24 protein-coding genes, 2 tRNA genes and 1 pseudogene are annotated in these 24517 nt (G+C 69.7%); 12 read left to right on the top strand and 15 right to left on the bottom strand.

What is annotated here, in order from left to right; all coding sequences use genetic code 11:
* The first annotated feature begins 262 nt into the window (after nucleotides 1-262).
* On the top strand, nucleotides 263-2248 hold the full coding sequence (gene gyrB, locus ABD481_RS13940) for a DNA topoisomerase (ATP-hydrolyzing) subunit B (RefSeq protein ID WP_344666039.1): 1986 nt from the start codon (nucleotides 263-265) through the stop codon (nucleotides 2246-2248).
* A gap of 135 nt (nucleotides 2249-2383) precedes the next feature.
* Nucleotides 2384-4945, top strand: coding sequence for a DNA gyrase subunit A (gene gyrA / locus ABD481_RS13945; RefSeq protein ID WP_344666071.1), 2562 nt, complete (start codon nucleotides 2384-2386; stop codon nucleotides 4943-4945).
* A gap of 423 nt (nucleotides 4946-5368) precedes the next feature.
* Here gyrA and ABD481_RS13950 read toward each other — a convergent pair whose 3' ends face one another.
* The gene (locus ABD481_RS13950; RefSeq protein WP_344666040.1) at nucleotides 5369-5617 is read right to left on the bottom strand and encodes a hypothetical protein; all 249 of its coding nucleotides are present in this window, start codon (nucleotides 5615-5617) and stop codon (nucleotides 5369-5371) included.
* A 192-nt stretch (nucleotides 5618-5809) separates the two neighbouring features.
* On the opposite strand from ABD481_RS13950, the gene ABD481_RS13955 reads away from it, so the two are divergent.
* From ABD481_RS13955 to ABD481_RS13965, 3 genes are all read left to right on the top strand, one after another.
* Nucleotides 5810-6343 (top strand): DUF3566 domain-containing protein, encoded by a 534-nt coding sequence (locus tag ABD481_RS13955; RefSeq protein WP_344666041.1) that lies wholly within the window; start codon nucleotides 5810-5812, stop codon nucleotides 6341-6343.
* A gap of 185 nt (nucleotides 6344-6528) precedes the next feature.
* Nucleotides 6529-6602 (top strand) — tRNA-Ile (locus ABD481_RS13960).
* A gap of 144 nt (nucleotides 6603-6746) precedes the next feature.
* On the top strand, nucleotides 6747-7325 hold the full coding sequence (locus ABD481_RS13965) for a DUF1707 SHOCT-like domain-containing protein (RefSeq protein ID WP_344666042.1): 579 nt from the start codon (nucleotides 6747-6749) through the stop codon (nucleotides 7323-7325).
* Between the two features lie 129 nt (nucleotides 7326-7454).
* On the opposite strand, the gene ABD481_RS13970 is transcribed toward ABD481_RS13965, so the two are convergent.
* Nucleotides 7455-8576 carry a S1C family serine protease gene (locus ABD481_RS13970; RefSeq protein WP_344666043.1) on the bottom strand — a complete coding sequence of 374 codons (1122 nt, stop codon included), beginning with the start codon at nucleotides 8574-8576 and terminating at the stop codon, nucleotides 7455-7457.
* Between the two features lie 137 nt (nucleotides 8577-8713).
* On the opposite strand from ABD481_RS13970, the gene ABD481_RS13975 reads away from it, so the two are divergent.
* The gene (locus ABD481_RS13975) at nucleotides 8714-9478 is read left to right on the top strand and encodes a nucleotidyltransferase domain-containing protein (protein ID WP_344666044.1); all 765 of its coding nucleotides are present in this window, start codon (nucleotides 8714-8716) and stop codon (nucleotides 9476-9478) included.
* Here ABD481_RS13975 and ABD481_RS13980 read toward each other — a convergent pair.
* The 4 genes from ABD481_RS13980 to ABD481_RS13995 all read right to left on the bottom strand — a co-directional run bounded on the left by ABD481_RS13980 (nucleotide 9456) and on the right by ABD481_RS13995 (nucleotide 13388).
* Nucleotides 9456-10118 carry a hypothetical protein gene (locus ABD481_RS13980; RefSeq protein WP_344666045.1) on the bottom strand — a complete coding sequence of 221 codons (663 nt, stop codon included), beginning with the start codon at nucleotides 10116-10118 and terminating at the stop codon, nucleotides 9456-9458. The two genes, ABD481_RS13975 and ABD481_RS13980, sit on opposite strands and share 23 nt — an antisense overlap.
* A gap of 83 nt (nucleotides 10119-10201) precedes the next feature.
* Nucleotides 10202-11416, bottom strand: a complete 1215-nt coding sequence (locus tag ABD481_RS13985) for an ATP-binding protein (protein WP_344666046.1) — start codon at nucleotides 11414-11416, stop codon at nucleotides 10202-10204.
* A gap of 100 nt (nucleotides 11417-11516) precedes the next feature.
* Entirely contained in the window at nucleotides 11517-12386 is an 870-nt protein-coding gene (locus tag ABD481_RS13990; protein WP_344666047.1) for a Scr1 family TA system antitoxin-like transcriptional regulator, read from the bottom strand.
* 135 nt (nucleotides 12387-12521) lie between these two features.
* Nucleotides 12522-13388, bottom strand: a complete 867-nt coding sequence (locus ABD481_RS13995) for a helix-turn-helix domain-containing protein (protein WP_344666048.1) — start codon at nucleotides 13386-13388, stop codon at nucleotides 12522-12524.
* Between the two features lie 202 nt (nucleotides 13389-13590).
* Here ABD481_RS13995 and ABD481_RS14000 point away from each other — a divergent pair, with 202 nt between their 5' ends.
* The gene (locus tag ABD481_RS14000; protein WP_344666049.1) at nucleotides 13591-14187 is read left to right on the top strand and encodes a TMEM165/GDT1 family protein; all 597 of its coding nucleotides are present in this window, start codon (nucleotides 13591-13593) and stop codon (nucleotides 14185-14187) included.
* A 40-nt stretch (nucleotides 14188-14227) separates the two neighbouring features.
* Here the strand turns inward: ABD481_RS14000 and ABD481_RS14005 are convergent, their stop codons facing one another.
* Nucleotides 14228-14848 carry a TetR/AcrR family transcriptional regulator gene (locus ABD481_RS14005; protein WP_344666050.1) on the bottom strand — a complete coding sequence of 207 codons (621 nt, stop codon included), beginning with the start codon at nucleotides 14846-14848 and terminating at the stop codon, nucleotides 14228-14230.
* Nucleotides 14849-14956: 108 nt separating this feature from the next.
* On the opposite strand from ABD481_RS14005, the gene ABD481_RS14010 reads away from it, so the two are divergent.
* Nucleotides 14957-16603, top strand: a complete 1647-nt coding sequence (locus ABD481_RS14010; RefSeq protein ID WP_344666051.1) for an MFS transporter — start codon at nucleotides 14957-14959, stop codon at nucleotides 16601-16603.
* Here the strand turns inward: ABD481_RS14010 and ABD481_RS14015 are convergent.
* The 3 genes from ABD481_RS14015 to ABD481_RS14025 form a co-directional block, all read right to left on the bottom strand.
* Nucleotides 16553-17218 (bottom strand): hypothetical protein, encoded by a 666-nt coding sequence (locus tag ABD481_RS14015; protein ID WP_344666052.1) that lies wholly within the window; start codon nucleotides 17216-17218, stop codon nucleotides 16553-16555. The two genes, ABD481_RS14010 and ABD481_RS14015, sit on opposite strands and share 51 nt — an antisense overlap.
* On the bottom strand, nucleotides 17215-17850 hold the full coding sequence (locus ABD481_RS14020; RefSeq protein WP_344666053.1) for an ATP-binding cassette domain-containing protein: 636 nt from the start codon (nucleotides 17848-17850) through the stop codon (nucleotides 17215-17217). Before ABD481_RS14020 ends, ABD481_RS14015 begins: the two co-directional genes overlap by 4 nt.
* A gap of 67 nt (nucleotides 17851-17917) precedes the next feature.
* Nucleotides 17918-18784 carry an SDR family oxidoreductase gene (locus ABD481_RS14025; RefSeq protein ID WP_344666054.1) on the bottom strand — a complete coding sequence of 289 codons (867 nt, stop codon included), beginning with the start codon at nucleotides 18782-18784 and terminating at the stop codon, nucleotides 17918-17920.
* 127 nt (nucleotides 18785-18911) lie between these two features.
* Between ABD481_RS14025 and ABD481_RS14030 the strand changes: the two genes are divergently transcribed.
* Entirely contained in the window at nucleotides 18912-19337 is a 426-nt protein-coding gene (locus ABD481_RS14030) for a winged helix-turn-helix transcriptional regulator (protein ID WP_344666055.1), read from the top strand.
* Nucleotides 19338-19365: 28 nt separating this feature from the next.
* Nucleotides 19366-20106, top strand: coding sequence for a tyrosine-protein phosphatase (locus ABD481_RS14035; protein ID WP_344666056.1), 741 nt, complete (start codon nucleotides 19366-19368; stop codon nucleotides 20104-20106).
* Here ABD481_RS14035 and ABD481_RS14040 read toward each other — a convergent pair.
* The 5 genes from ABD481_RS14040 to ABD481_RS14060 all read right to left on the bottom strand — a co-directional run bounded on the left by ABD481_RS14040 (nucleotide 20086) and on the right by ABD481_RS14060 (nucleotide 22825).
* Nucleotides 20086-20559: a GNAT family N-acetyltransferase gene (locus ABD481_RS14040; RefSeq protein WP_344666057.1), complete on the bottom strand. Its 474-nt coding sequence runs from the start codon at nucleotides 20557-20559 to the stop codon at nucleotides 20086-20088. The two genes, ABD481_RS14035 and ABD481_RS14040, sit on opposite strands and share 21 nt — an antisense overlap.
* Nucleotides 20560-20575: 16 nt before the next feature.
* Nucleotides 20576-21220, bottom strand: a complete 645-nt coding sequence (locus ABD481_RS14045) for a LysE family translocator (protein ID WP_344666058.1) — start codon at nucleotides 21218-21220, stop codon at nucleotides 20576-20578.
* Between the two features lie 202 nt (nucleotides 21221-21422).
* On the bottom strand, nucleotides 21423-21968 hold the full coding sequence (locus ABD481_RS14050) for a TetR/AcrR family transcriptional regulator (RefSeq protein ID WP_344666059.1): 546 nt from the start codon (nucleotides 21966-21968) through the stop codon (nucleotides 21423-21425).
* Nucleotides 21961-22407, bottom strand: a complete 447-nt coding sequence (locus tag ABD481_RS14055) for a DUF4260 family protein (protein WP_344666060.1) — start codon at nucleotides 22405-22407, stop codon at nucleotides 21961-21963. The genes ABD481_RS14050 and ABD481_RS14055 overlap by 8 nt, the downstream gene beginning before the upstream one ends.
* A gap of 334 nt (nucleotides 22408-22741) precedes the next feature.
* A tRNA-Leu gene (locus tag ABD481_RS14060) sits at nucleotides 22742-22825 on the bottom strand.
* Between the two features lie 434 nt (nucleotides 22826-23259).
* Between ABD481_RS14060 and ABD481_RS14065 the strand changes: the two genes are divergently transcribed.
* On the top strand, nucleotides 23260-24255 hold the full coding sequence (locus ABD481_RS14065; protein ID WP_344666061.1) for an FHA domain-containing protein: 996 nt from the start codon (nucleotides 23260-23262) through the stop codon (nucleotides 24253-24255).
* Between the two features lie 32 nt (nucleotides 24256-24287).
* A pseudogene (locus ABD481_RS14070) lies at nucleotides 24288-24517 on the top strand (FHA domain-containing protein); the annotation flags it as partial.

The raw sequence follows: 24517 nt of genomic DNA on the forward strand, positions 1-24517 counted from the left end.
GCATCCTCAGACCGTGCAGGACGGTCCCGTGAGCGTCTTGCAGGCGCCCTCGCATAGGGGGGATTCAAAGACGGGCAAAAAATGTCTCTGGCGGCCTCGCAGGGCCCTAGGAGGGCCACTTTAGTCAGTCGGGCAGGGTAGAATACGAGGCGTAAGTCTTCCCCTTCGCGGCTCGCGTCGGGCCGCGACTGTCCGGTGAGGTTCGTCCGCCGACGGCGTGCTCCCAGCAACGGGCCGTGCTTTGAGAAAGGGCCAGCGCGCCGTGGCGGACGTAGAACCGACCGGGGGTACCACCCCAAGCTCCGATGGCACCTACAACGCCGACTCGATCAGCGTCCTGGAAGGGCTGGAAGCGGTCCGCAAGCGGCCCGGCATGTACATCGGCTCCACCGGGGAGCGCGGGCTGCACCACCTGGTGTACGAGATCGTCGACAACTCCGTCGACGAGGCGATGGCCGGGTTCGCCGACACCATCGAGGTGACCCTGCTGGCCGACGGCGGCGTCCGGGTCGTCGACAACGGCCGCGGCATCCCGGTCGGCATCAACAGCAAGACCGGCAAGTCGGCGCTGGAGGTCGTGATGACCATCCTGCACGCCGGCGGCAAGTTCGGCGACGGCGGCTACAAGGTCTCCGGCGGTCTGCACGGCGTCGGCGTCTCGGTGGTGAACGCCCTGTCCACCCGGGTCGACGTCGAGGTCCACACCGACGGCCACGTGTGGAACCAGTCCTACAAGCACGGCGTCCCGGAGTCCGAGGTCCGCAAGGGCGGCGTCGCCGAGGACACCGGCACCACCACGACCTTCTGGGCCGACGCCGGCATCTTCGAGACCATCGTCTACACCTTCGAGACGCTCTCCCGGCGCTTCCAGGAGATGGCGTTCCTCAACCGGGGCCTGACGATCTCGCTCACCGACGAGCGCCCGGAGTTCCGGGACGAGAACGGCGAGCAGCGCTCGGTGAAGTACCACGCCGAGGGCGGCATCGCCGACTTCGTGCGGCACATCAACGCCCGCAAGGGCGAGCCGGTGCACCCGAACGTCATCGAGGTCGCCGGCGAGGACAAGGACAAGACCCTCGCCGCCGAAGTGGCCATGCAGTGGAACAGCCAGTACGCGGAGTCGATCTACACCTTCGCGAACAACATCAACACGCACGGCGGCGGCACCCACGAAGAGGGCTTCCGCGCGGCGATGACCACGCTCATCAACAAGTACGCGCGCGACCAGAAGCTGTTGAAGGACAAGGACGACAACCTCGCCGGCGAGGACATCCGCGAGGGCCTGACCGCGATCATCTCGGTCAAGCTGGCCGAGCCGCAGTTCGAGGGCCAGACCAAGGACAAGCTGGGCAACCCCGAGGCCAAGGCGTTCGTGCAGCGCCTGACCTACGAGAAGCTCGGCGAGTGGCTGGAGGAGAACCCGAACGAGGCCCGCGAGGTGGTCCGCAAGGCGGTCCAGGCCTCGACCGCGCGGATGGCCGCGCGCAAGGCCCGCGAGCTCACCCGGCGCAAGGGGCTGCTGGAGTCCTCCTCGCTGCCCGGCAAGCTGTCCGACTGCCAGTCCAACGACCCGACGAAGACCGAGATCTTCATCGTCGAGGGCGACTCGGCCGGCGGGTCGGCGCGCTCCGGCCGCGACCCGATGACCCAGGCCATCCTGCCGATCCGCGGCAAGATCCTGAACGTCGAGAAGGCGCGCATCGACAAGGTGCTGCAGAACACCGAGGTGCAGGCGCTGATCTCGGCGCTGGGCACCGGGGTGCACGACGACTTCGACATCAGCCGGCTGCGGTACCACAAGATCATCCTGATGGCCGACGCCGACGTCGACGGCGCGCACATCAACACCCTGCTGCTGACGCTGCTGTTCCGGTTCATGAAGCCGCTGGTCGAGGCCGGCCACGTCTACCTGGCCGCCCCGCCGCTGTACAAGGTGAAGTGGACGAACAACGACTTCCACTACGCCTACTCCGACCGCGAGCGCGACCAGCTCATCGAGGCGGGCGTCGCGGCCGGTAAGCGGATGAAGGACGAGACCGTCCAGCGCTTCAAGGGCCTGGGCGAGATGAACGCCGAGGAGCTGCGGATCACCACCATGGACCGCGAGCACCGGATCCTGCGCCAGGTCACCCTCGACGACGCCGCGCAGGCCGACGACCTGTTCTCGGTGCTGATGGGCGAGGACGTCGAGGCCCGCCGCACCTTCATCCAGCGCAACGCGAAGGACGTCAGGTTCCTGGACATCTAGTCCGCACCTGTCCTGGAACGACCTGACCGGAGCACCACCCTCTCCTTGACAGCGAAGGATCGAGACTTGAGCACGGAAACTGTCGGCGAGACGCCGCAGCACGACCGGATCGATCCGGTCGACCTCCAGACGGAGATGCAGCGCTCGTACCTCGACTACGCGATGAGCGTGATCGTCGGCCGCGCGCTGCCGGACGTCCGCGACGGCCTGAAGCCGGTGCACCGCCGGGTGCTGTACGCGATGTACGACGGCGGCTACCGCCCCGACCGCGGCTACTACAAGTGCGCCCGCGTCGTCGGCGAGGTCATGGGTATCTACCACCCGCACGGCGACTCCCCGATCTACGACACCCTGGTGCGCCTGGCCCAGCCCTGGTCGCTGCGCATGGTGCTGGTCGACGGCAACGGCAACTTCGGCTCCCCGGGCAACGACCCGGCCGCGGCCATGCGGTACACCGAGTGCAAGATGGCGCCGCTGGCCATGGAGATGGTGCGGGACATCGACGAGGACACCGTCGACTTCCGCCCCAACTACGACGGCCGGTCCTCCGAGCCGGTGGTGCTGCCGGCGCGGTTCCCCAACCTGCTGGTGAACGGCTCCACCGGGATCGCGGTCGGGATGGCCACCAACATCCCGAGCCACAACCTGCGCGAGGTCAACGACGGCGTCCAGTGGTTCCTGCAGAACCCGGAGGCCGGCAACGAGGAGCTCCTCGAAGCGCTGATCGAGCGGATCAAGGGCCCGGACTTCCCGACCGGCGCGCTGATCGTCGGCCGCCGGGGCATCGAGGAGGCCTACCGCACCGGGCGCGGCTCGATCACCATGCGCGCGGTGGTGAACACCGAGGAGATCAACGGGCGGATGTGCCTGGTGGTCACCGAGCTGCCCTACCAGGTGAACCCGGACAACCTGGCGCTGAAGATCGCCGAGCTGGTCAAGGACGGCAAGGTCGCCGGCATCGCGGACGTCCGCGACGAGTCCTCCTCGCGCACCGGGCAGCGCCTGGTGATCGTGCTGAAGCGGGACGCGGTCGCCAAGGTCGTGCTGAACAACCTGTACAAGCACACCCAGCTGCAGGACTCCTTCGGCGCCAACATGCTGGCGCTGGTCGACGACGTGCCGCGTACGCTGTCGCTGGACGCGTTCATCCGGAACTGGGTCACGCACCAGATCGACGTGATCGTCCGCCGCACCCGGTTCCGGCTGCGCAAGGCGCAGGAGCGCGCGCACATCCTGATCGGCCTGCTCAAGGCGCTGGACGCGATCGACGAGGTGGTGGCGCTGATCCGCCGCTCGCCGACCGTCGACGAGGCGCGTTCGGGCCTGATCGAGCTGCTGACCATCGACGAGGTCCAGGCCAACGCGATCCTGGAGATGCAGCTGCGCCGGCTGGCCGCCCTGGAGCGGCAGAAGATCGAGGCCGAGCACAACGAGCTGATGGCCAAGATCGCGGACTACAACGCGATCCTGGAGTCGCCGGTCCGGCAGCGGCAGATCGTCTCCGAGGAGCTGCAGGCGATCGTCGACAAGTACGGCGACGACCGGCGTTCGCAGCTGGTGCCGTACGAGGGCGACATGTCCATCGAGGACCTGATCCCCGAGGAGGACGTGGTCGTCACGATCACCCGCGGCGGCTACACCCGGCGGACCAAGACCGACCTGTACCGCTCGCAGAAGCGCGGCGGCAAGGGGGTCAAGGGCGCGCAGCTGAAGCAGGACGACATCGTCGACCACTTCTTCGTCACCACCACGCACCACTGGCTGCTGTTCTTCACCAACAAGGGCCGGGTCTACCGGGCCAAGGCGCACGAGCTGCCGGACACCGCGCGCGACGCCCGCGGGCAGCACGTGGCGAACCTGCTGGCCTTCCTGCCCGAGGAGAAGATCGCGCAGGTGCTGGATCTGCGGGACTACGAGCAGGCGCCGTACCTGGTGCTGGCGACCAAGAGCGGGCTGATCAAGAAGACGCCGCTGAAGGACTACGACTCGCCGCGCTCGGCCGGTGTCATCGCCATCAACCTGCGCGAGGACGACGAGCTGATCGCCGCCGAGCTGGTCTCCCCCGAGGACGACCTGCTGCTGGTCTCCAAGCAGGCGCAGGGGCTGCGGTTCACCGCCACCGACGAGGCGCTGCGGCCGATGGGCCGGGCCACCTCCGGGGTGATCGGGATGCGCTTCCGCGAGGACGACGAGCTGCTGTCGATGTCGGTGGTGCGGCCCGAGACGTTCCTGTTCACCGCCACTTCGGGCGGGTACGGGAAGCGGACGCCGGTGGACATGTTCCCGCTGCGCGGCCGGGGCGGCCTGGGCGTGATCGCCGCCAAGACCGTCGACGAGCGCGGCGGCCTGGTCGGGGCCACGATCGTGGACGAGGGCGACGAGGTCATGGCCATCACGCTCGGGGGCGGGGTGATCCGGACCCGGGTGGCCGAGGTGCGGCCGACGTCCCGGGACACCATGGGTGTGCGGGTGATAAACCTCAGCAAGGGGGACACGGTGCTCGCGATCGCACGCAACGCGGACCCGGTGGAGGACGAGGTCGGCGAGGGTGAGAACGGGGAGATCGTCGAGAACGGGGAGGCTGTCGGCGAGGTGCTGACGGCCGAGGTGGAGGCGGAGGCGGAAGTGCTGGAGGCTGACTCTGACGCTGATTCCGGCTCGGACTCGGACTCTGGCTTGGACTCCGACGAGGCGTAGTTTTCGGCCTGTCCGTCGCGCGGACTGCACAGCGGCACCGATGCTCGGCATCGGTGCCGCTGTCTTGTTGTCTGTCTGTTGTCTCTGGCTCCGGCTCCGGCTCCCTGGTGTCTTCACCGATTCGGAGAAACGGGGGACTCAGGGGATTTTCTGAAGGGTGTCCGCGGGCAGATGGGTGACAGCCGTTCGGCCGGTCGTCGGGGCGTGGTCGGGAGCCCAGTCCTTTCCCAACGTGTTCGTTCACGTGCGCTGCGCAACGGATGCGTCCATCGAACATATGGTCCCGCCTACGGAAAATGGCGGGGCTGGGGAGACCTAGAAGGAGTAGGACGGTAGCTTGGCCGAGTGAGTAGCGAGACGACGACCGATCCCGGCCTCGGAACCGATCCCGACGGCGCCGGCGGTGTGACCCGCTCTTACGGGTCAGGCCCTGGCGCCGCTTCCGTTCCCGGCGCCGTGCCGCCCGGAGCGCACCGCCAGCCGGGGCAGTATCAGCAGGCTCCGCAGGGTGCGCCACGTCCGCCGCAGTCGCACGCCGCGCCGCAGGGCGGGCGGGGTCCGGCGGGCGGTCCGGGTGCCCCCGGTGCTCCGGGCGCTCCGGGCGCCCCGGGCGGTCCCGGTGCCCCCGGCGGCTACGGCCCCGGGACCGGTCAGCACCCCGGCGGTGCGCACAGCGCCCCGTCCGCTCCCGGCGCTCCGGGAGCTCCGGGTGCCCCCGGCGCTCCTGGGGGCCCCGGCGCCGCCGCCGGCGCCATGGCCTCCAACGCCGCCGCCTCGATCACGGCCGGCCTGTCCGGTCTGGCCGGTCGGCTTTCCGGTGGCGGTGGCCGTCGTGCCGGGGGCAAGCGCAAGGGAGCGCCTACCATGGGCACCGTGGCGTATCAGCAACCGGATTCCGCTCAGGGCCAGGCCGGCCCCCGTCCGCAGACCGTCGGCGGCGGCTGGTCCGCGCGCCCGTCCGGTCCCGGCGCCGCCCCGTCCGGCGCCCCCCGCTACCAGCAGGCCCCCGGCGCGGCCCCCCGCGGCCGCAAGGCCCGCCTGCGCGTGGCGAAGGTCGACCCCTGGTCCGTGATGAAGACCACCTTCGTCCTGTCCATCGCCTTCGCGGTGGTCTCCGTGGTGGCCGCGGCCCTGCTCTGGTCCGCCCTCAACGCCCTGGGCGTCTTCGACTCCATCAACCGCACCCTGGCCTCGGTGGCCCCCTCCAACCAGCCGAACAGCCTGACCCTCACCTCGGTCCTGTCCTTCGGCAAGGTCATCAGCTTCACCGCCCTGGTCAGCGTGGTCAACATCGTCCTGTTCACCGCCCTGGCCACCCTCGGCGCCTACCTCTACAACATGTGCTCCGCCCTGGTCGGCGGCGTCGAGGTCACCCTGGCCGACGACACCGCCTCCTGACCGTCCGCGGCCCCGGCCCGGGGCCCGCCGACGGGTCGGCAACCGGCCGGGAACCGGTCGCGGATCGGCTGCGGATCGGCTGCGGATCAGCTGCGGATCGGCCGGCGACGAGCCCGCCACCAGGCATGGAAAGCGGTTTTGGGGCACTGCCCCGCGTGGGGTAAGCTTCTCGACGTTACCAACCGGGGCCTATGGCACAGTTGGTTAGCGCGCCGCCCTGATAAGGCGGAGGTCGGTGGTTCAAGTCCACCTAGGCCCACCCCGGTGATCAGCCCCGGAGCTATTTAGCTCCGGGGCTGTTTCGTGTTTGGCCCTCAGCCAAGAGGCGAAGACCGCAGCCGCTTCTTGATGCCACAGTGGGGGATGTGTTTCGTCACGGAGTCGTCTACGGGAGGGGCGGGGGATGGGCGAGTTGATGGGGCGTGCCGTGCAGCGGGTGAGCCATGAGCATCGGGAGATGGCGGCTGAGCGGTTGCGGGCTGCTGCTGGGGATGGGCTGATCTCGATCGATGAGTTGGATCGGCGGTTGGGGACTGCTTTCCTGGCGGTGACGTTCGCCGATCTGGACGCTGTCACTGTGGACCTTCCGCCGGCGCCGTTGGAGGTGGTGGCGGCTGCGGCGAGTCGACGGGTGCTGCGGTTGGCGGTGAGCAATGGGTCGGTGAGCCGGTTCGGGGAGTGGGAGGTTCCGGGGGAGATCGAGTTGCAGCTGGAGCATGCCACGTCGACGTTGGATTTCCGGGTGTCGGAGGTGCCGGCCACCGGGGTTCATATCAATGTCCAGGCTTTTCGGAGCCGGGTGCGGTTGTTGGTGCTGCCGGGTACGTATGTCGATCTGGGGAGTCTGGGGCGGCATCGGTCCACGGTCGCGGATCGGCATGGGAGGGCCGGGTCGTCGCGGGAGTTGCATGCTGTTCGGTTGACCGGCGATATCCGGGGCGGGAGTCTGCGGGTGCTGCGGCGGCCGTACCAATTGTTCTAGCCGGGGCGCCGTCGGGGAGCCGCCGGCCCGCCGTCAGGGCGCCGCCCGGGTGGAGCCGGCCGGACGCGGAGACGGCGAACGCCCCGGGGCTCCTTCCGGGGCGTTCGCGTGGGCGCTGGTCGGGCTCGGTCAGCTGGTCTGACCGCCCTCCAGCTTGCCCAGCAGGGTCTTGACCTGGTTCACCGGGATGGAGAAACCGAGGCCGACGCTGCCGCCCTGGCCGCCGAAGGCGCTGGTCGGGGAGTAGATCGCGGAGTTGATGCCGATGACCTGGCCCTGGGCGTTGAGCAGCGGGCCGCCGGAGTTGCCGGGGTTGATGCTGGCGTCGGTCTGGATCGCCTTGTACGTCACCTGGCTGCCGCTGGAGTAGCGGCTCTGGCCGCTGCTCACGGTCACCTGGCGGTTCAGGGCGCTGACGATGCCGGAGGTCACCGTGCTCTGCAGGCCGTCGGGGGAGCCGATGGCGACGACGGTGTCGCCGACCTGCACCTTGTCGCTGTCGCCGAGGGAGGCGGTGGGCAGGCCGCTGACGCCCTGGGCCTGGATCACCGCCAGGTCGCTGCCGCTGTCGGTGCCGATGATCGTGGCCTGCGCGGTCTTGCCGTCGTTGAAGGTGACGGTGGTCTGGCCGCCGCTGTCGGCGGCGTCGGCGACCACGTGGTTGTTGGTGAGGATCTTGCCGTCGGCGGACAGGATCACGCCGGAGCCGACCGACTTGCCCTGGTAGGTCGTCACCGTCACCTGCACCACGGTGGGCAGCGCGGCCTTGGCCACCTGGCCGACGGTGGTGGTCGGCGTGCCGGTCTGGTTGCTGATCGGGGTGTTCACCGCGGAGTTGGACGTGGGGGCGGCGGCCGCGGCCGCGGTGGACGGGTTCTGATGCGCCGCGACGGTGCCGGCCACGCCGCCCGCGACCGCCGAGGCGGCGATGGTGCCGGCCACCACCAGGGCGAGGCCCATCCGGCGCTTGCGGCGCGGCGGCTCGGGCGGCTCGGGCGGCGGCGCGTACGGGAAGCCGTAGGGCCCGGGCCCGTTCGGGGACCCAGGAGCCGTGTGCACCCCGGGCGCTCCAATCGCCCCGGGTGCCGCCTGGGTCCCGTAGGAGCCGGTCATCGCCGGGTACCCGGGCTCCGTCGAGTCCTGTCCCGGACCGAACATCGGCCCGGAAGGCGTCTGGCCGCCGCCCCACGGCTGCGGATCGCCGGCGGCGGGCCGCTGCGGCTGGTACGGGTCGTGCTCGAATCCGGTCATGGGTCCCACCGTGCTCCCCGACCATGAGAGCCCCTTGCCGAGAGCATGAGAATCCAAGAAGAAAGGCATGAAGCCGAGGGCCGGAATCCTAAGGAAAGCGGTTGTCCGCCCGGGCGGGCCCGGTGGATGATCCCGGGATGGACCACGATCCGATCCCTGATGCCCGTGCTCTGGTCCGCGAACGGTATCCGCAGGCCTGGTGGGCCGTCCTGGCCGGCAGTGTGCTGACGGCGCTCCGCACCCCGGGCTCCGACCTCGACCTGGTCGTGGTACTCCCCCTCGGCGATCCGCTGGCACCGCGCCGCGAGTCGCTGGTCTTCCGCGACTGGCCGGCCGAGTTGTTCGTGCACGACGAACAGTCGCTGGAGCACTGGCTCGGCATGGAGCACGCGGCCCGCAAACCCACGCTGCACCGGATGGTCGGCGCCGGCGTGGCCCTGGTGGGCAACCCCGCCGACTGGCAGGAGCGCTGCCGCAAGGTGCTGGAGACCGGTCCCGACCCGCTTCCGCCGACCCAGCGCGACCTGGTCCGCTACGGCCTCACCGATCTGCTCGACGACCTCACCCACGCCACCGATCCGGGCGAGCGCCGGGTGATCGCGGCCGCGCTGTGGACCGACGCCGCGCACCAGCTGCTCGCGGCCGCGAACTGCTGGAACGGCACCGGCAAATGGCTGTTGCGCGAGCTGCGGGCGCTGGACGCGGATCTGGCCGAGCGCTGGCTGCGGGCCCGGGACGACGAGGCCGCCACCGCATTGTTCGCCCGCGAGGTCCTGGACCGGCTCGGCGGCCCGCTGTTCGACGGGTTCACCGCCGTGGCGCCCCGCCCGGGGCCGCCGATGCAGCCGACGCCGCCGAGGGGATCTGCCGCGCTCCCGCCTATCGCACCTGATCGACCGTGATCGGGAACGACGTCAGCGTGAACGACGGCGCCGACGGCTTCGAGACGTCGACCAGTTCCACCGGATCGGTCAGCAGGTAGACCGCGTTCCGCGGCGGGAACGCGGTCAGATCCGTGTTCAGCAAAGGGAAGGTTGTCTTGCTCGCGTACGTCGCCGGCTGTCCGTCGCGGCACGGGCTGTGCTCCATCGAGACGGTGACGTCCTGCGCCAGCGACTCGGCCGCCGGGTACGCCTTCGTCGCCGTCGGCGCGGCGAGCTCCCCGACCGCCGGCCCCTTCGCGGACACCGTCACCGTGCCCAGATCCCGGTCGTACCCGGTCAGCCGCTCGGCCTCGGTGCTGACCGCGACGGTCGGGGAGGGCCCGGCGACGCGGTCCCCGACCCGCAGCAGCGCGGTGCCCCGCACCTCGAACCGGTGCAGGACCCCGTCGCACTCCATCACCATGTCGCCGTCCTCGACGACCGGGACCGTGGTCCCGGACGCCGGGACCACGGCGCCGGGACCGGGACCGCCGGGGCCACTGGAACCGCCGGGACCACCGGGACCGCCGACGGCATCGGCGCGGGCGGCCCCGCTGCCCACGGCGAATAAGAGAGCTGAGCCGCAGGCGGTCAGCACGGTTCCGGTTCCGGTTCGCATGGCTGGACCTTTCGGGAGATTTGTTGCTTTGCCCAGCATTATCATCCCGTCCGCCATGGCCGGTCCCGGCCCCACGCCGCGCGCTACTCCGCTTCTTCCTCCTTCCTCTTGCCGCTCCGCGCGCCTTGCAGGGCAAGCGGATTCGGGAACGGCGGCCAGTACGGAAGCTTGCGCGGTCCGACGGTCTCCACGTACGCGCCCTCGATCAGGGCCCGCATGAACACCGCTCCGCGCGCCGCCTGCCGGTAGCGCTCGGCGACCTTCGGGTCGCTGGGCATCCGGCCGGCCCAGTGCACGGTCGTGGTCCGCGGAGCCAGGATCGGGTCGGCCGTGGTCAGCGAATCACCGGGCTGGTGCTCCGTCGAACGGTCCGACCGCGGCGCCGGGCCGGCGCTCCGGCCGCCGGTCGACCACTCGGTCGGCCAGTCGAGCGGCAGCACCGGTTGGACCGGCGCGATGGACCCGTCGCCGACCACGTTCGCCGCCGACGGCCGCCCGATCGCCTCGGGCTCCGTGCCGGGCCGGAACGTGTCGTCGTCCGGCTTCGGCTCGGAGTCCTCCTCCTCGATCTCCTCGGCGTCCATCACGTTGGCGAAGGCCTCCAGCGCGGCCAGGATGTCGCCCGACACGTCCGCCGTGCCGATCTCCTCGCCGGCCACCGGAGTGGGGATCTCGGCCCACACCGCGCGGGCGCGGTGGTCGCCGATCACGCCCCACTTCTCCGCGACCGAGGCCACCATCGCCAGGCCGCGGCCGGCCTCGGCGCACCAGGAGAGGTCGTCGAGGTCGTCGAGATCGTCGTCGAGATCGTCGTCGAGCGGGCCCGGGGCGCCGCCGGCGGCGGATCCGGACCCGGGTCTGGAGCCGGCGCCGGCGCCGGCTCTTGGACTGGAACTGGAACTGGAATCGGAACTCGGGTCGGAAACTGAACTGGAACTGGAACTCGAACTCGAATCGGAAACTGAACTGGAACTGGACTTGCCGGGCTCATCGAGCCCGTCGAGCTCGCCGAGGTCCGCGAACTTGCCGATTCCGCCGACGACGATCCGCGGGTCGCTCGGCGCGCCCTGGTCGTCGACACGGATCTGGTAGCGGTCGGAGAACGTGGCCAGATGCACCACGAACTGCCCGCCGGGCGCGCCGCTGGCCGTGTGCACGATGGCGTTCCCGGCCAGTTCGGACACGGCCAGCACGACCAGTTCGGAGCCCGGCGCGTCGCCGACGACCATCTCAGTGAACTGGCGGACCTCGGAGAGGCACTCGGCCAGCCCGGGGAACGAACGGGACCAATACGACACCTGGGGCCTCCCGGACGGTGAGGAGGGGGCGGTTCCACCCTCCCACCAGTCAGGCTAGCCCTAGATGGGGTTGATTCTATGGCATTTCAAGGAAGTTCCCTTATTTGGATGATGATTCATCATCCGCGCTCAGCTGAGGCAGCCGCGCCAGGTCCATCTCGACCCGGTTGATGAGGGCGATCGCCTCTTCACCGTACACAGCCGACTCCTCGAACCGGCGGAACTGCGCCACGTGTGTCGTGACCTTGTCAGGCTGCCCCATCAGCAGCTCGCCGGTGAACATCTCCACCGCGACCTCGCGGTCGTCGTACAGGGTGAAGCTGACCATCGGCAGCCCGCGCATCGCCGAGGTCCAGGGCAGGATGCCCAGCCGGACCCCGGGATGCACGGCCATCTGCCGCAGCCGGTCGAACTGCGCGGCCATCACTGTCAGCTCGCCGGGCCAGGTGCGCAGCACGCTCTCGGTGATCAGGAACGTGAACTCGCGGCCGTCCTCGAACAGCACGGACTGCCGCTCGGTGTGGGTCAGCGCCGCCTTGCCCACCTCGCGCTCGGAGAGCCACGGCGTGAGCCGGTTGGCGTCCCGGGCGTACTCCGCGGTCTGCAACAGCCGCGGAATGATCGAGTTGGAGAAGGTGGACACCGCCGAGCACACCCGCTCGCGGTCGGCGATCTGGTTCAGTAAGGTCAGGCCCTTGCCGTAGCCACGGTTGCTCGCCGCGTCCGCGGCGGCCTGGCTCAGCAGGTCGAACAGACTCTCCTGCTCCTCGGCCGGCAGCTGCAACGCGGTGACGATCCGGGCCAGCACGTCCCGGCTCGGGACCATCTTGCCGTGCTCGACCTTGGAGACCGCCGAGGAGGTGACGGAAGCGGCGGCCGCCAGCTCGCCGCTGGACAGCGCTCGCTCCATCCGGAACTGCCGGATCCGGCCGCCCAGCTTGGCCGCGTAAGGACTTCGCACCGCACTCATACCCATTGGTTCTACACCACTTGTGAGGAATCGGTGACCGATCCGCATGGATCAATGGTCTGCGGTCACCTGTATGGATTGTGTTGGACTGGGCCGACCACTCGACCTGGCCGTGCGGCCCCCAGCGCGGACATCTCAGCCCGTTCCCGCCCCGGCCGGAGCCGGGATGGACGCGGTCGGACGCCTCTCACCCGTAAGGAGACCGGTGGCCGTCTCCAGCTCGTAGTTCGCCGCTCCGGCGTACCCGTCGAGGACCGCGGCGTGCGCCGCGATCTCGTCGGCCCGGGACAGCAGCAGCTCCCCGGTATAGGTCTCCACCGCCACCGCGGCATCGTCGTGCAGGGTGAAACCGTACAGCGGGAACACCTCGCGGACCGCCACGCCGTCCGGCACGATGCCGATCCGCACCCCGGGCAGCGCCGAGAGCACCCGCAGCCGGTCGGCCTGGGTGGCGGCCAGCGTCGGCGGGCCCGGACACAGCCGCAGCGCGCTCTCGGTGAGCAGGAACTCGAAGCTGCGGCCCGGCTCGAACAGCACCCCCTGCCGCTCCAGGTGCAGCGCCGAGGCCCGGCCGAGCTCGCGCTCGGACATCCACGGGGTCAGGCGCGCGGCGTAGCGGGCGTAGTCGGCGGTCTGGAGCAGCGGCGGGATCATCGAGACCGAGAAGGAGCGCAGCGCGGTGGTGTTGCGCTCGCGCTCGGCGATCGCGTCCAGCAGCGCCAGGCCCCGGCCGTGCCGGCGGCGGTCGGCGGCGTCGTCGACCGCGCGGGAGAGCAGATCGCGCAGGTCGGTGCGGGGCTCGTCGCCGAGCCCGAGGACGCCGAGCACCCGCTCCAGCACCTCGGCCGAGGGGAGCATCATGCCGCGCTCGATCTTGGACACCGAGGGCTGGGTGACACCGGCGCGCGCGGCGACCTCGAGGCCGGACAAGCCGAGGTCCAGTCGGTGCCGACGCAGACGCCGACCGAGTTCTTCAGCTAATACGCTGCGTGCAGGGCTCATTCCCACAGTGTGGCCGCCCCGCTGCCCCTTGGGTGGGGGTTTCCGAGACTAATGCCGTTTGTATCACCCGGTCGAGCTACCATCATTCGATGCGATCTTGGATATCCGCCCTCGGTACGGTGTGCGGAGCCGGACTCGCGGGGGACCCGATCGGCTCGCGGCGGGTCCGGACCGGCGGTAGTTTGACGCCCGTGACTGCCTCGTGAACTTCGCCGCGCTCCTCACCACGCTGGGTGTGGTCTTCCTGGCCGAGCTGCCGGACAAGACCGCCATCGCCTCCCTGGTGCTGGGCACCAAGTATCGCCCGACCTGGGTGTTCTGCGGGGTCGCGGCCGGTTTCGCGGTGCACGTGGTGCTGGCCGTGGCGGCCGGCTCCCTGCTCTCGCTGATCCCGCAGCGGCCGCTGGAGGCGATCGTCGCCGTGCTGTTCCTGCTCGGCGCGGTGCTGATGCTGCGCAGCCACGGGGCGGAGGAGGGCGAGGAGGAGGCCGAGGAGGCCCCCGACCTCGGGGCCGGGGCCGGGTTCGGCAAGGTGGCCTGGACCTCCTTCGGCGTGATCATGGTCGCCGAGTTCGGCGACCTGACCCAGATCGTCACCGCGAACCTGGCCGCCAAGTACGGCGACCCGCTGGCCGTCGGGATCGGCGCCACCCTGGGCCTGTGGGCCGTGGGCGCTCTGGCGATCATCGGCGGCCGGGGGCTGCTGAAGGTGCTGCCGCTGCATCTGATCGTGCGGGTGGCGGCCCTGGTCATGGTGTTGCTGGCCGGCATCAGCCTGTGGAAGGCGATCGCCGGCTGACCTCAAATCCGTTGAGCCCGCGCGCCGTCGACGGCGCTGGTCAGGCGGTTTCGGCGCCTTCGTACTTCTCGCCCGCGGCGGTCTTCCCGTCCAGCGCGTCGGCCAGCTGCCGCAGGCCGGCGGCCAGATCCGCGCCGGCGGGCGTGCGGTCGGCGTCGGCGAAGCGCTGGATCAGCAGGCCGGCCATCAGCGAGTAGAGCACCGAGCCGACGGACATCTCGGCCTCCCGGTCCACCTTCGACTCCGGGATCCCGAGGATCAGGTCCACCAGCCCGGTCCGGGCCGCCGGCAGCGCCTGGGCGAACAGGTCGCGCGCGCCGGGGATCCGGTCGAGCTGCAGGATGAGCTCGAAGCTGGCCATCCACAGCGGCTGGAACTCGTCGAAGGTCGTGGCGAGGTTGTCGAAGACCTGGGAGAACCGGTCGGCGACCGACAGCTCGGCGCCGGCCTTGGCGAAGGCCTCCTCCAGATGGTCGCCCCACTCGCCGATCGCCTGGAACATCGCCTGGTTCATCAGCGCGTCCTTGGACCCGAAGTGATAGCCGATCGCGGCCAGGCTCACTCCCGAGGCCTGGGCGATGTCCCGCGCGGTGGTGCGGGAGTAGCCCTTCTCCAACAGGCACTTCTTGGCGCCGGCCAGCAGGTCGTCACGGTTGCTCATGGTCCGAGCCTACCGCAGTCTGAGACGAGTGTCTTGTACGAGCGTGTAGCAAGATTGTCTTGAACATTAGTCTTGCACAAGCGTCCAAGACGGTTGTACGGTCCTCCCATGACGACGAACCAGAGCACTGAAGCCGCCCCGGCCCCGCGGGCCGGCCGCAAAGAGTGGACGGGACTGGCCGTCCTGGTCCTGCCGTGCCTGCTCATCTCGATGGACATGTCGGTGCTGCTGTTCGGGCTGCCGTTCATCAGCGCCGACCTGAAGCCGAGCGCCACCCAGCAGCTCTGGATCATGGACGCCTACGGGTTCGCGCTGGCCGGGCTGCTGATCACGATGGGCGCGATCGGCGACCGGATCGGGCGCCGCCGCCTGCTGCTGACCGGCGCGGCGGCGTTCGGCGCCGCCTCGGTCGTCGCGGCCTACTCCGGCAGCGCGGAGCTGCTGATCGGAACCCGGGCGCTGCTCGGCGTCGCCGGCGCGACCCTGATGCCCTCGACGATGGCCTTGATCCGCAACATGTTCCACGACGCCAAGCAGCGCCAGACCGCGATCTCGATCTGGACCGGCGGCCTGATCGGCGGCGTCTCGCTCGGCCCGATCGTCGGCGGCGCGCTGCTCGACCACTTCTGGTGGGGCTCGGTGTTCCTGATCAACCTGCCGGCGATGGCCCTGCTGCTGCTGATCGGCCCGTTCCTGCTCCCCGAGTACAAGGCGCCCAAGAGCGTGCACCGCTTCGATGTCGCGGGCTCGGTGCTGTCGATGGCCGCGATCTTCCCGACCGTGTACGGCGTCAAGCAGCTCGCGGTCGACGGCTTCAGCGCCACGGCGCTGGCCGCGGTGGCCTTCGGGGTCGCGCTGGCGATCGCCTTCGTGGTCCGGCAGCGCACCGCGCGGGATCCGCTGCTGGACATGGAGCTGTTCCGGATGCCGAGCTTCCGGGCCCCGATGCTGGTGAACCTGTGCGGAAACTTCGTCCTGATGGGCTTCAGCCTGTTCAACACGCAGTACCTGCAGTCGGTCATAGGGATGCGGCCGTTCACCGCCGCGCTGTGGTCGCTGGCTGCGATGCCGTTCATCAGCATCGGTATGGGAGTCACCGGAGCGCTGACCGCCAAGGTCCGCCCGGCGAGGATCATCGGCGTCGGGTTCCTGGTCTCCGCCGTCGGCGCGCTGGTGCTGACCACGGTGCACCCCGGCAACCCGGTGGTCGTGGTGCTGATCGGCGCCGGGGTCGCGGCCGGCGGGGTGGTCTCGGCGCAGAGCATCGTCGGCAACATGGTGCTGGCGGCGGCCCCGGCCGAGCGCGCGGGTTCGGCCTCGGCGCTGAACGAGACCGGCGCCGAGCTCGGCAGCTCGCTGGGCATGGCGCTGCTGGGCAGCGTCGGGGCCGCGATCTACCACCACAAGATGGCCGCGGTCGGTGCCTCCGGGGTGCCGGACGCGGCGGTGGCCGCCACGCACGAGACCATCGGCGGCGCCGCGGCGGTCGCCGAGCAGTTCCCCGGCACGGCGACGCACACCCTGTTGACCACGGCGCGGGACGCCTATTCCTCCGGCCTGCACTCCGCGGCGCTGGCCGGCGCGGTACTGCTGGTGCTGACCGCGCTGTTCGCCTTCCGGGCGCTGCGCAACGAGCCGGTACTGCCGGCCGCGCCGAAGAAGCCCAAGAAGGAGAAGGAGAAGGCTCCGAAGGCGAACCGGAAGTCAGTCCCGGCGGTGGCCGAGCCGGTGAGCGAGAGCGCCGCAGCTGCATAGCGCGGCCGCGCCCAGGACGGCGAAGCCGGCGAAGGGCAGAACACCGGTAAGCGTTGTGTGGTCAGAGCTTCCGTCGGTCATCCTCCGAAGCATCGGGGAGACCGGCGGAAGCTGTTTCACGAGCAGGACGGCCAGGATCAACGCGATTCCCGCGAGTGTGGAGACGCCGGTGCGCATGATGACCGGCCGCGCGCACAGCAGTCCCACGCCGGTTCCGACGAGTGCGCAGGTGAGCTCCGCGACCGTGCCGATGAGCAGTCCTGAGACTGTGACTTTGTGGTGGCCGGTCGCCAGCGGATACACCAGTCCGACCGGGCACAGGAGAACTTCGTAGAGGACAGCGGATACCGCCGTCGCTATAACGACGTCCGATGAGCGACGCGTATTAGCGAGCAGGATCCACCGGCCCACCGGATCCTCGGCGTTGGCCACCGCGACGGTGATCCAGACACTGGCCGCCAGGATGCATCCGCTCGCGGCGGCGTAGACGACGACCAACGGACTGGGATCGCTACTGGTGAGCACTGCCAGGAGCACGAAGAAGAGGAACGTCGGTGGGACGAAGCGCTGAGAGATAAACAGGTTCGCCAACGTATAGCGGATCAAGGGCTTCATCGGTGCCCCTGACGTCTTCGTAGCGATTTCCGTACCCGGCCGCCTTCGATCTCGTAGCGCTGCGACGTTTCGACCCGGCTCACGGATTCGCGGTGGTCGGTGAAGACCACGGCACTTCCGGCCTCGGCCGTCTCAGCGATGATCGCGGACAACGTCGTGTGCGCGGAGCTGTCGAGTCCTGACCACGGTTCGTCGAGGATCAGGAGTTCGGGCCGCGTCATCAAGGACTGCGCTAGAGCGACCTTCTGCGCGTTTCCCTTAGAGAGATCGCGTATAGCGAAGTCGGGGCCGGGCTCCAGCCGGAGACGCTCTAAGAGCTCATCCGCGCGCGCCGTCGCTTGGCGCGTGGTGAGTCCGCGGATCCGTCCCATATGGCGAAGGTATGAGTGAGCTGACATGCGGGTGTTCGCCGAGAAACGCTCCGGTACGTAGCCGATGCTCTCGGGGACGTCGGTGAGGATCCCCTGCGAGGGCAACGTGATACCGGCCATGATGCGGAGCAGCGTCGACTTCCCCGACCCGTTGCCTCCCACCACCGCGACGACTTCGCCTGCGCGGACCGTCACGTCGACGTCCGCCAACACCGGGCGTTCGCGGTTGTACTGCTTGCCCACTCCGGCCAATGTCACCACGTGCCGAGTATGCAATAGCGGTGCCCGCGCACCCATGGGTCCGCGGGCACCGCTATCGGTTCCTTAGTCAGTTCTTAAGGCCCTCGGCGATGGCGTCGGCCACGGGGGTGGTCGGGCGGCCGATCAGAGTGCGCAGCGTGTCGGTCGTCTGCTCCAGCGCGCCCTCGGAGATCTTGACGTCCGCGTCGGCCAGTCCCTCGGCGAGGAACGCCGGGAGCCCGAAGCCCTCCAGGGCGGCGCGGTACTCGTCCTGGGGCAGGTTCACGGCGGCGACGTCCTTGCCGGCCTGCCGCGTGATCTCGGCGGCGATCTCCGCGTAGCTGTAGGCGCGGTCGCCGGTGAGCTCGTAGACCTTGCTCTCGTGGCCCTCGGTGGTGGCGACGACGGCGGCCGCGGCAGCGTAGTCGGCCCGGGTCGCGTAGGCGATCCGGCCCTCGCCGACCGAGCCGATGATGGCGCCGTGCTCGACGGAGGCCCCCAGGCTGCCGGTCAGGTTCTCCCAGTACCAGTTGTTCCGCAGGAACGTGTAGGGCAGGCCGGATTCCTTCAGGGCGGCCTCGGTCGTCTTGTGCACGTCCGCGAAACCGATCGGGTTGGTCTCGGCCTGCGGGATCGAGGTGTAGATCACGTGGCCGACCCCGGCCTCCTTGCCGGCCGCCACGGCCGTCAGGTGGCCGGCCAGCCGTACCTCATTGGGGCCGGAGGAGGAGATGAAGATCCACTTGTCGGCGCCGCGCAGCGCCTCGGCCAGGCCCTCGGCGTCGGCGTAGTCGCCCTGGACCACCTGCACCCCGCGGTCCGCGAAGTCCTGGACCTTCTCCGGGCTGCGCACGACGGCGCGGAGGTCGCCGGCCGGGACCCCGCGGCTCAGCAGGTCCTCGACGACGAGCCGGCCGAGGTGGCCGCTGGCGGCGGTGATGGCGATGGTGGTCATGGCTGCTCCTTCGGTTCCTGCACTTTCGTCTGGTTAGCGCGGCACCAACGATGGCACTAACTTTTGGAAAGCGCAACCCAGGGGGCGGCGCTTTCTTCCGGAAAGCTTGTGGGGTACGGTGAACAGCATGAGTACGCGCGCCGAAGCCGGTTCCACGGAACCGGCGCAGACCGAGGAGCGCGCCCTCGACCTGGCCTACGACGTTCTGCAGGCGTGCTGTCCGTCACGCCACGCGCTGGAACACGTGACCGGCCGCTGGGGCACGCTGATCATGCTGTCGTTGCGGGAGGGCCCGGTCCGCTTCAACGAGCTCCGCCGCCGGGTCGACGGCATCAGCGAGAAGATGCTGTCCCAGGGCCTGCAAGCCCTGGAGCGGGACGGCTTCGTCGCCCGCGACGTGCTCTCGGCGATGCCGCCCCGGGTCGAGTACCGGCTCACCGAGCTCGGGCGCGGGACGTCCGACCAGCTCAAGGGGCTGGCCTTGTTCATCGAGGCCAGGATGCCCGAGGTGGAGGCCGCCCAGGCGGACTACGACCAGGCCGAGGGCGCGTAGCCCTTCCTGCTGATCCACACTGGGGCCCATGACCAGACACGTGGAATTCCGGCGGCTGCACAACTTCCGGGACCTCGGCGGCTATCGGACCGCCGACGGTTCCGCGACGAGGTGGGGCGTGCTCTACCGGTCGGACAACCTCGGTAAGCTCCGGGACCCGGCCGATCAGGAGCAGTTCGCCGGGCTCGGCGTGCACACGGTCGTCGACCTGCGCTACCCCTGGGAGATCGAGAAGGCCGGCCGGGTGCCGGACGCGCCGGGGTTGCGCTACTTCAACCTGAGCATCGAGCACCAGCCCTATGACCAGGGCTCGTTGGGCGCGGACTTCGACCCGTGGCGCTTCCTCGCCGATCGCTATATGGAAGTCGCGCAGGACGGCGCTAAAGAGATTCGCGAAGTGCTCGACGTGATCGCCGACCCGGAGTCCGGGACCACTGTCTTCCACTGCGCTTCCGGCAAGGACCGCACCGGCCTGATCGCCATGCTCGTCCTCACTTTGATCGACGTTCCCGAGGAGACCGTCATCGACGACTTCTCCTTGACCGAGCTGGCTACGCAGCGGCTGATCACCGACTGGAAGGCCTTCTACCCGGGCCGGGAGCTCACGTGGCCGGCTTATGCCCGTGCTCCCAGGGACCCCATGGAACTGTTCCTCGCCGACCTCAAGGCGCGTTATGGATCAGTGCGCGGATACGCCGAAGAGGAACTCGGCGTCGATGACACCTTGGTGGCCGCCCTGAAGACGCGGCTAATCGATGTCGAGAGCTAGATCGATCGACAGGGGGACGAAGCCGTACCGCTGATAGAAGCGGATCGCGGAGCTGTTCGCGGCGTATGCCGAGACGTGCAGCCGGGACGCCCCGCGATCCCGGCTCCAGGTGATGAAGTCCTCCACCAGACGGCCCCCGATCCCCTGTCCGCGGTGCGACGCCACGACATGCGTGCTGATCAGCTCGGCGCGCGCGGCCGTCCACATCGAGGAAGCGGGGCTGAAGGTGCCGACCAGGTGCCCGATCACCGTGCCGTCGTCGACGGCCACGAGCACTAGGGCATCAGGGGCCGCGATCAGTCCTGTGAGCCGGGCTCGGTCGTTGTCGCGCGGCCATTCCGGGTCGCGCAGGCGGTCCCGGGCGACGCCGTCCTCCGCGAACAGCTCGGCGCTGTCGTGGGCCAGTCCGTCCAGATCGTCCAGGGTGGCCGAGCGGATCTCGATGTCGGTCATGCCCGGGTGATACCCGTCAGCTGTTCTCCACGACCATCCGCGCGGCCAGGCCGAGCATGACGGTTCCGGAGATCTGTTCCATGCGGCGTCGGACCTTGCGGCGGCTGAAGAACGCGCGCATCCGCTGTACCGACCACACATAGAGCGAGTAGTAGAAGACCTCGTAGACAGCCCATAGCGCGGCCAGCAGAACCATCGCCGCGAGCTTCGGCGCGTGGGCCGGGACGAACTGCGGCAGGAACGACATGGCGAAGACCGCGGCTTTGGGGTTGGCGAGGTTGGTCAGCAGACCGGCCCGGTAGGACCACCAGGCGCCCTTGGTGCGGGTGTTGTCGTCGGGTTCGTCCGGAAGCTGCGCGGCTTCGTCCTGCTTCATTCTGCGCGCGGTGCGGAACGACTGGATCCCGAACCACAGCAGGACGCAGGCTCCCACGATGCGCATTCCGTCATAGGCGAGTTGCGAGGCGGCCAGCAGCGCGGTGAATCCGAACGCCGCCGCGCAGCCCCAGACGAAGACCCCGGTCTCGTTGCCGAGCACTGTGGCCACTCCGGCGCGCTTTCCGCCGCGGATCGACTGGCGGATGATCAGCGCCGTGCTCTGCCCCGGGACGGCCGCGACCGCTGTGCACGCGAGGAGGAAGGGCAGCAGGGTAGCCAGCATGTGCTCATCGTTCAGCGTGCACCGCGGTCGCGGCAATGGGATATCGCCTTAGTCGACGGCGTGGAACGCCTCGATCGCGCGCTGTACTCGGAGTCCGGCGGCGAAGTCGGCGAGCGTCGACGGCGTCGAGGTCGGACTGGGAGGTCGGTCATGATCGCAGCCAACCGCGCGAAGTACGGAGCCTTCCCGTAGTAGCTGATCTCTATGTGAACGTAGTCAGCCCGGCGCGCCATGCGGCTGGGAGATCGGCGTCCGGCGGAAACCGGCCGTCGATCTCCAGACTCACCATGCCGTGTGCGAAGGCCCACAACGCGCGGGCCTTGTCGCCGTCGTTGCCGACGGCCATGAGCAGCGGCCTGGCTGCTCGGTCCTCAAGCCCGGCCGGAAGCAGGTCTCTGCGCAGCGGCTGGTAGTTCATGAGGCGGTACAGGTGCGGATGCGCGACTGCGTAGTCGCGGTAGGCCTTCGCCAACGCGGACAGGGGATTCCTCGCCTCCGCCGGCACTGCTTCCAGCTGCACGGCTTCCAGTGCCTCCGCGATCTCGACGAAGCCGTCGGCGACGACCAGGAGCTCCAGGGCTGTCTTGTCCGGGACGTGCTTGTACAGCGACGGGGCCTTGATGCCCAGCGCGTCGGCCACGCGCCGCATCGTGAGTCCTTCGGGGCCTTCGGTGTCCAAAAGCGTGCGAGCGGCTGCGGCGATCTGCCGCTGCCGCTCGGTGAGCGCTCCGGTGGGAGAGTCAGCCACGGACGAAGCCTTCCTTGGTCCGCAGGTTGTAGCCCGCGACGCGGTCGACGGCGATGTGCAGCATCCAGGCCAGCAGGAACGTGAACAGCATCGGTGAAGTCAGCGGGAGCAGCGTGTACGCCACTGCCAGACCGAACGGGATCCAGGTGCGGTGCGCGGTGTTGTAGAAGGGGACCGCCTTGCGCGGCAGTTGGCCTTGGCGCACCGGTTCGTGCGCGCCGGCGGCCGCGAAGAAGGAGAGGTCCGGCGCGATCATGCCGACCGTCAGGGCCAGCCAGCTGCCGCCGCCGTGGTTGACGCCCTCCAGGATCGCGAAGGCGGCGAGGAAGACGGCCCAGGCGGCCCAGACGGTGCGCCGGAGGGCTGACGGGAGGCGGTGGCCGGTGGTCGTGCCGGCGGTGGTGCCGGTGAAGGTCGTGGTGGTGGTGATGCTGCTCATCGTGGTCCCCAAGTCTGCCGGGCCGTTCGGCTAACGTTGTTAGCTTCACTCTAGGCTAACAACGTTAGCCCGTCAACGGGGCGGCTCGCCGCGCAGGTCGCGCAGACCGCGCTCGACCGCCTCCGGCGAGCATGGCGGAGGCCGTGGCAGTGGCTCGATTGACCGAAAGCACAGAGGACGAAGCTTTCGCGGATGTCGCGACCGCGTGATCCTCACCAGAAATGCAAACAGGCCCGGCTCTGGGTGACCTCTGTCACTTCGAGTCGGGCCCGGTCATGGCGGTCCACAACCGAAACAAAAGAGCCGCAGGCCTGATGACCTGCGGCTCCACAAGTGCGCGAGGGGGGAGTTGAACCCCCACGCCCTTTCGGGCACACGGACCTGAACCGTGCGCGTCTGCCTATTCCGCCACTCGCGCTCGCTCTTGCTGGACAAACATTAGCACGCGGTGGAGGGCGCTCTCGCCAATATCGCCGGCGCTCCCGGGGTCGTGAGCGTCACATCCCGGTACGTCCGGGAAAGCCCCCGGATTCCGAACGGGTGTGTGTGGAACCGTGGGGGGTCGTCGCACGTCCTTGTGACGTGAGGACGTTCGGCTCCCGCTGACAAGCCCGGGTCGCTGAGCTGCGTGGGCGCCGCCGAGCGGCTGATCTCGTGGCGATGTGGGTACGCAGCGGGGGACGGGGTGGTTACGATCTCATCCGTAACAGGTGCGCGAGTCGGACGCCGCAGGCGGCGGACGGAACGCGTGGCCGTGGGTCCGCCGACGGCACGCCGACGTCCGGTGTGCACGACGACAGATGGTCTGCGAAGCCGGTCAACGCTAGGCTGGCGCGCCGGAAGGGGGTGTCCGTGGGAGTCCTACAGCGGTTCGAGCGACGTATCGAAGGGTTGGTCAACGGCGCCTTCGCCAAAGCATTCAAGTCCGAGGTGCAGCCGGTGGAGATCGCCTCCGCGCTGCAACGCGAGTGCGACGATCGGGCGGCCGTGGTCAGCCAGGGTCGGACCATGGTGCCCAACGACTTCACGGTCGAGTTGGGCGGCGTGGACTACGAGCGGCTGGCGACGTACGCCGGCCCCCTGGGCGCGGAGCTCGCAGAACTCGTGCGCGAGTACGGCGCCGAGCAACGCTATATGTTCGTCGGACCGGTCGAGGTGAAGTTCGCGCGTGCGGCGGATCTCGACACGGGGATGTTCCGGATCCAGAGTCAGGCGTTGGCAGGAGTGGTGCCCGTGTCCTCGATGCAAGGCGAGCCCCAGGGCTACGACCCCTACGGCCAGCCTCCCCCCTACCAGGGCGGTCCCCAGGGCCCCGGCGGTCCGCAGGGCCCGGGCGGCCCCCAGGGCCCCGGCGGGCTGCAGCCCGTGCCGCCGAACCAGGTGCCGCAGCCCACGCCGTGGGGCGCCCCGCAGCAGCCGCCGCAGGCCCAGGGCGGCCAGCCCGGCTGGGGCGCGCCGCAGCCCGGCGGCTACGACCCCTACGGCCAGCCGCCGCCGCAGCAGCCCGGCTGGGGCCCTCCGCCGCCGCAGCCCGGGTACCCGCCGCAGCAGCCGCCGCAGCCCTCGCCGCAGACCCAGTGCTGGGTGGAGATCAACGGCGCCCGGCACATGCTGACCCGTCCGGTCACCAGCATGGGCCGGGGCACCGACGTGGACCTGCGGGTGGACGACCCGTCGGTGTCGCGCCGGCACGCCGAGATCCGCATCGGCACCCCGTCCTACGTCTCCGACCTGGGGTCCACCAACGGCATCGTGGTGGACAACCAGCACGTCACGCAGGCCCCGCTGCGCGACGGCTCGGTGATCCACCTGGGCACCACCACCATCATCTTCCGGCAGCAGGGCTGAGGCCGACAGGACCGATACAGGACCGACTGACGATGTCCCAGCTGACCCTCACGGTGATCCGGCTCGCCTTCCTGGTGTTGCTGTGGCTTTTCGTGTTCTCCGCGGTCGGGGTCATGCGCTCCGACCTCTACGGATCGCGGCCCAGCAAGCGCCAGCGGGCCAAGGCGGCCAAGGCCGCGGCCGCCACGACCCGCCCGGTGGCCGTCCCCGGCTCGGTGCGCCCCGGCGCGGGCGGGCCCGGCCCGGCCGGCCAGCCCGGCCA

The organism is Catenulispora yoronensis, from assembly GCF_039531695.1.
Lineage (GTDB): Bacteria > Actinomycetota > Actinomycetes > Streptomycetales > Catenulisporaceae > Catenulispora > Catenulispora yoronensis.

Excerpts from the sequence above, each read along its gene's own strand:
- ABD481_RS14045 (WP_344666058.1), bottom strand. The coding sequence starts at position 21,220 with ATGCTGGCTACCCTGCTGCCCTTCCTCCTCGCGTGCACAGCGGTCGCG.
- ABD481_RS14035 (WP_344666056.1), top strand. The coding sequence starts at position 19,366 with ATGACCAGACACGTGGAATTCCGGCGGCTGCACAACTTCCGGGACCTC.
- ABD481_RS13965 (WP_344666042.1), top strand. The coding sequence starts at position 6,747 with ATGGGCGAGTTGATGGGGCGTGCCGTGCAGCGGGTGAGCCATGAGCAT.
- ABD481_RS13955 (WP_344666041.1), top strand. The coding sequence starts at position 5,810 with ATGGGCACCGTGGCGTATCAGCAACCGGATTCCGCTCAGGGCCAGGCC.
- ABD481_RS14010 (WP_344666051.1), top strand. The coding sequence starts at position 14,957 with ATGACGACGAACCAGAGCACTGAAGCCGCCCCGGCCCCGCGGGCCGGC.
- ABD481_RS14025 (WP_344666054.1), bottom strand. The coding sequence starts at position 18,784 with ATGACCACCATCGCCATCACCGCCGCCAGCGGCCACCTCGGCCGGCTC.
- gyrA (WP_344666071.1), top strand. The coding sequence starts at position 2,384 with ATGCAGCGCTCGTACCTCGACTACGCGATGAGCGTGATCGTCGGCCGC.
- ABD481_RS13980 (WP_344666045.1), bottom strand. The coding sequence starts at position 10,118 with ATGCGAACCGGAACCGGAACCGTGCTGACCGCCTGCGGCTCAGCTCTC.
- ABD481_RS13975 (WP_344666044.1), top strand. The coding sequence starts at position 8,714 with ATGGACCACGATCCGATCCCTGATGCCCGTGCTCTGGTCCGCGAACGG.
- ABD481_RS14005 (WP_344666050.1), bottom strand. The coding sequence starts at position 14,848 with ATGAGCAACCGTGACGACCTGCTGGCCGGCGCCAAGAAGTGCCTGTTG.
- ABD481_RS13970 (WP_344666043.1), bottom strand. The coding sequence starts at position 8,576 with ATGACCGGATTCGAGCACGACCCGTACCAGCCGCAGCGGCCCGCCGCC.
- ABD481_RS14030 (WP_344666055.1), top strand. The coding sequence starts at position 18,912 with ATGAGTACGCGCGCCGAAGCCGGTTCCACGGAACCGGCGCAGACCGAG.
- ABD481_RS13995 (WP_344666048.1), bottom strand. The coding sequence starts at position 13,388 with ATGAGCCCTGCACGCAGCGTATTAGCTGAAGAACTCGGTCGGCGTCTG.
- ABD481_RS14015 (WP_344666052.1), bottom strand. The coding sequence starts at position 17,218 with ATGAAGCCCTTGATCCGCTATACGTTGGCGAACCTGTTTATCTCTCAG.
- ABD481_RS14055 (WP_344666060.1), bottom strand. The coding sequence starts at position 22,407 with ATGAGCAGCATCACCACCACCACGACCTTCACCGGCACCACCGCCGGC.
- ABD481_RS14040 (WP_344666057.1), bottom strand. The coding sequence starts at position 20,559 with ATGACCGACATCGAGATCCGCTCGGCCACCCTGGACGATCTGGACGGA.
- ABD481_RS13990 (WP_344666047.1), bottom strand. The coding sequence starts at position 12,386 with ATGAGTGCGGTGCGAAGTCCTTACGCGGCCAAGCTGGGCGGCCGGATC.